The organism is Herbaspirillum sp. UBA812, from assembly GCF_002296545.1.
Classification (GTDB): Bacteria; Pseudomonadota; Gammaproteobacteria; order Burkholderiales; family Burkholderiaceae_D; genus Herbaspirillum; species Herbaspirillum huttiense.
Map to the genome: position 1 here is coordinate 1 of NZ_DBIC01000335.1, position 4073 is coordinate 4073.

Here is a 4073-nt window from a genome sequence, read left to right on the forward strand (position 1 = left end):
TGTGCTCATCGATGACACCCTGTCCGGGTGCCGGCAGCAGGTAGTGCTGGGTCTCGCCAAAGGTGTTGTTGACCTCGGCCAGCACCGCCCGCAGCTGACCTTCACGGTCATGGCACAGGAAAAAGCTGACCGGATTGAACACGAAGCCGAACAGCCTCGGAAAGGTCTGCAGCCAGATCGCGCCATCGTGCGGCAGCCCGGCCTGTTGCAGATGACCGCGCACCCAGCTGGCCAGATCGCTGCCATCGCGCGGACCATAGTCGCGCGTGCGCACGCACATCAGGCGGCGGCGATCCACGCCGAACCAGGCATTGCCCGCTTCGTTGAGGCGCGCCAGATCGAGGCGCACGCAGAACACCGGATAGACGAACTTGTGCAGCACCGGACGCAAACGCTGATGCATCACCTGCCCGCTCAACAACAGCGCGGGCGCGTCGGTGCGGGAGGTCTGCGAAGTGTTCATAGCGCAGCCCAATCCGGCGTCACGCCGAAGTCCCTGATCACGCGCAAGGCGGATTTCAGGCCATCTTCATGGAAGCCGTAACCGGTCCACGCACCTGCGAACCACGCGCGGTGCTTGCCCTGGATCTCCGGCAGGCGGCGCTGGGCATCGATGGCGGGCTGGTCGAAGACCGGATGCTCGTAATCGAAACGGCCCATCACCGTCGCCGGGCTGGGCGGCTGGGGCGGATTCAGGGTGAGCACGATGTCGGTCTTGCAGGGCAGGTCCTGCAGGCGGTTGAGCCAGTAGCTCACGCACACCGCGCGGCTGCCATCGCTGTGGCGCGAACCAAGGTAATTCCAGGCCGACCAGACCTTGTCCAGCTGCGGCATGAGCGAGACGTCGCTGTGCAGCCAGGCGGTATTGGCCTGATAACGCACGGCCGACAGCACCTGATGTTCTTCAATGGTGGCGTCCTGCAGCAGCGCCAGGGTCTGCGGTGCGTGGGTGGCGAAGACCACCGCGTCGAACTGTTCCTCGCGCGGCTCGGCACCACCACTGCGCACCAGCACGCCCTGCTCGTTGCGGGTGACGCTGGTGAGACGGCTACCCAGGCGCACATCGTCCAGGGTGGCGGCGATGCGGCGCACGTATTCGCGCGAACCACCGCGCACGGTGCGCCAGCGCGGACGGTTGTTGACCTGCAGCAGGCCGTGATTGATGCAGAAGCGCAGGAAAGTCGCCGCCGGGAAATCGAGAATGTCCGAGGGCGAGCTGGACCAGATCGCCGCCGCCATCGGGATCAGATAGGCATCACCGAACAGGACGCCATAGCCGCCCTCTTCCAGCAACTGCCGCAAGGTCACCGGACGCCCCTCGCAGGCGGCCAGGTTGGCGTGCGCGCTACGATTGAAGCGCAGGATGTCGCGCAACATGCCCAGGAAGGACGGCTGCAGCAGGCGCTTGCGCTGGGCGAAGACGGTATCCAGATTGGTGCCGGCCCATTCGAAACTGCCTTCATCCATCGACACGCCGAAGGACATGTCGGTATCGTAGGTCTCGACCTTCAGCTCCTCGAACAGCGCGATCAGGTTGGGATAGGTCCAGTCATTGAAGACCAGGAACCCGGTATCGACCGGGAAGGGGACGCCCTCCGGCGCGATCTCCACGGTATTGGCATGGCCGCCCAGCGTCGGGGCGGACTCGAACAGCACGACCTGATGCTTGCGCGCCAGCAGGTAGGCGCTCGCCAGGCCGGAAATACCGGCCCCGATGACGGCGATGCGCTGTCCTGTGCCCTGCTCGATGGCTGATGCGTTTGGATTCATGAAAACTTGCCCGCCTATGTCTTTGTTATTGAAGTTCTGCCGTTGCCAGTCCATGGGAATGTTTCCCTGCCCTGCTGGCCCGTGCTGCTTTGGTGACCGGGGCGGCGCTTGCCGCGGACCTTTTTGGCCGCTCGCGCCGCTTATTTGCTATTCATCCTTGATTTAGGTGCTAAGATTACTACCAAAGAAAAATAAAATCTACTAATTAGTAACTTAAGCTACCAATGAGTATTTTCGGCAAACTGAGCTTCAAGGACCAAGCCTACAAATTACGGGAGAACGCCATCCTGGATGCCGCCACGTCCGTACTGGGCAGCAAGGGCTATGACCTGATGACCATGGACGACGTGGCCGGTGCAGTGGGCATCTCCAAGCCCAGCCTGTACAAGCATTTCAAGTCCAAGGAAGAGCTGATCGGCGAGACCATGATCCGTCTCGTCGATGGGGCGATCGACCAGCTGGCGCAGCTGGAGCCGATTCCCAGCCCGCGCGGCAAGCTCGAAGCGATGCTCGAATGGGCGCTGCGGGTGCGCCTGGAAGGCGGCCTGCCCTTCCTGCCCTCGACCAGCGCGCATGTGCGCGAGATGCTCATGCGCAACGTGAAATACGTCATGCGCGTGCTCAAGCTGAACGGGCAACTGGAAAAGCTGGTGAAGGATGCGCAGAAAAACGGCGAGATCGATGCTGCCCTGCCCAGTGATGTGGTGTTGTACAGCTACTACGCCCGCACCTGTGACCCGGCCGTGGATTACCTGCAGAAGTTCAGCAAGATGAGTACCGACGAGATCGTGAAATACATGCTGCACGTGGCCTTCAACGGCTTCACGAAGTAAAGGGCAGGCGCGCCGCGGCCAGCGGCGGCACCCGCCCTTTTCTGCTCTGCGGTATTACAAACCGTAGCAGCGCGCTGCGGTCCCGCCCCATAGCTGCTCCTGTTCCGCTGCCGACAGGCGCGTGGCCGCCCACTCGCGGACCACGCCCGCCACCGTCGCATAGGACGCCGCCAGCAGACACACCGGCCAGTCCGAGCCAAACATCAGGCGCTGCGGCCCGAAGGCTTCCAGCGCCGTATCCAGGCACAGGGCAATATTGTCGTAATCCTTCTGTCGCAATCCGCGCAGCCAATCCGCCTCGGTGACCAGCCCCGACAACTTGCAGGCCACATGCGGCATGGCGGCCAGTGCGCGCAGCTGGCGCTTCCATCCATTGAAGGAAGCTTCACTTCGCCCGAAATCCACCAGGGCTGGCTTGCCCAGGTGATCCAGCACCAGCCAGTGGCGGTCATGGCGTGCGCAGAAGGCCTGCACCTCGGCCATCTGCCGGGCATGGATCAGCACGTCATACACCAGGCCCTGCTGCTGCAGCCACTTGATGCCGGCATTGAAGGCGGGGGCCTCGACGAAGGCCGTGACGTCGGCTTCATCCTGGATCTGATGACGGAAGCCGACCAGCTTGTCCCGTCCCCATTGCGCCACGTTGGCAGCCAGGTGCGGCGAGGACAGATCCTCCCAGCCCACCACGCCGGCGATGCGGCGATCAGCGCGCGCCAGGTCCAGCAGGAAGCCGGTTTCTTCACGTCCCACGCGGGCCTGCACCGCAATGGAGGCATGCAGCCCTTCGGCATCCAGCACCGGATGCAGCTGCCCTGGCAGACGATCACAGGCCAGCAGTTCCATGCCCTTGCCGATCCAGGGATAGTCGTCGGCGCGATAGCGCCAGAAATGCTGATGGGCGTCGATGCGAAGGGGTTTCATGGCGCGGTCTCGGGAGGGAGGAGGAGAATGAAGCGTTTCCGCATCTCTTAGTTTTTTCTGGATGAAAACTTAGAAACGGGAAAGCGGAAACTTAAGGATTTCCCCGGATCACTCCGGGGAAACCGCAGAACACCAGACCGGATCAGTCGTACAGCACTTCCTTGATCTTCGGATCGTCGATGTTGCTCTTGTCGTACCAGTAGAAGCCGGTATCGATGACCTTGGGCAGCTTCTCGCCCTTGATCGCCTTGACCGCCGCTTCCACGGTCTTGTAGCCGATACCCACCGGGTTCTGGGTGATGGCACCGGCCATCACGCCGTCGCGGATCGCATCCTTCTGCTGCTTGCCGGAGTCATAGCCGATGATGATGATCTTGCGCTTCATCTCCTTGACGCCATTGACCACGCCGATGGCCGAGCCTTCGTTGGTACCGAAGATGCCCTTGATCTTGGGATAGGCTTGCAGGATGGACTTGGTGACCTCGGTCGACTTCAGCTGGTCGCCCGCGCCGTATTGCACGCTGACCACCTTGATCTTGGGATAGTTGG

Annotated in this window: 5 protein-coding genes; 1 reads left to right on the forward strand and 4 read right to left on the reverse strand. The window is 62.3% G+C overall.

All coding sequences use genetic code 11. From position 1 onward, the window contains the following. Both B3873_RS22650 and B3873_RS22655 read right to left on the reverse strand, forming a co-directional pair. The coding region (locus B3873_RS22650) for a DUF1365 domain-containing protein (protein WP_286869201.1) at window positions 1-463 on the reverse strand (463 nt) is incomplete at its 3' end. After that, window positions 460-1770, reverse strand: coding sequence for an NAD(P)/FAD-dependent oxidoreductase (locus B3873_RS22655; RefSeq protein WP_286869202.1), 1311 nt, complete (start codon window positions 1768-1770; stop codon window positions 460-462). The genes B3873_RS22650 and B3873_RS22655, both read right to left, overlap by 4 nt. 224 nt (window positions 1771-1994) lie before the next feature. Here B3873_RS22655 and B3873_RS22660 point away from each other — a divergent pair, with 224 nt between their 5' ends. Continuing rightward, window positions 1995-2603 carry a TetR/AcrR family transcriptional regulator gene (locus B3873_RS22660; RefSeq protein WP_039789084.1) on the forward strand — a complete coding sequence of 203 codons (609 nt, stop codon included), beginning with the start codon at window positions 1995-1997 and terminating at the stop codon, window positions 2601-2603. A gap of 54 nt (window positions 2604-2657) precedes the next feature. Here B3873_RS22660 and B3873_RS22665 read toward each other — a convergent pair whose 3' ends face one another. Together B3873_RS22665 and B3873_RS22670 are read right to left on the reverse strand one after the other, a co-directional pair. Beyond that, window positions 2658-3524, reverse strand: a complete 867-nt coding sequence (locus B3873_RS22665) for an amidohydrolase family protein (protein WP_134221523.1) — start codon at window positions 3522-3524, stop codon at window positions 2658-2660. Window positions 3525-3666: 142 nt separating this feature from the next. Continuing rightward, the coding region (locus B3873_RS22670) for a substrate-binding domain-containing protein (protein ID WP_286869203.1) at window positions 3667-4073 on the reverse strand (407 nt) is incomplete at its 5' end.

Coding starts and splice junctions, on each gene's coding strand:
- B3873_RS22655 (WP_286869202.1), bottom strand. CDS start 1,770: ATGAATCCAAACGCATCAGCCATCGAGCAGGGCACAGGACAGCGCATC.
- B3873_RS22660 (WP_039789084.1), top strand. CDS start 1,995: ATGAGTATTTTCGGCAAACTGAGCTTCAAGGACCAAGCCTACAAATTA.
- B3873_RS22665 (WP_134221523.1), bottom strand. CDS start 3,524: ATGAAACCCCTTCGCATCGACGCCCATCAGCATTTCTGGCGCTATCGC.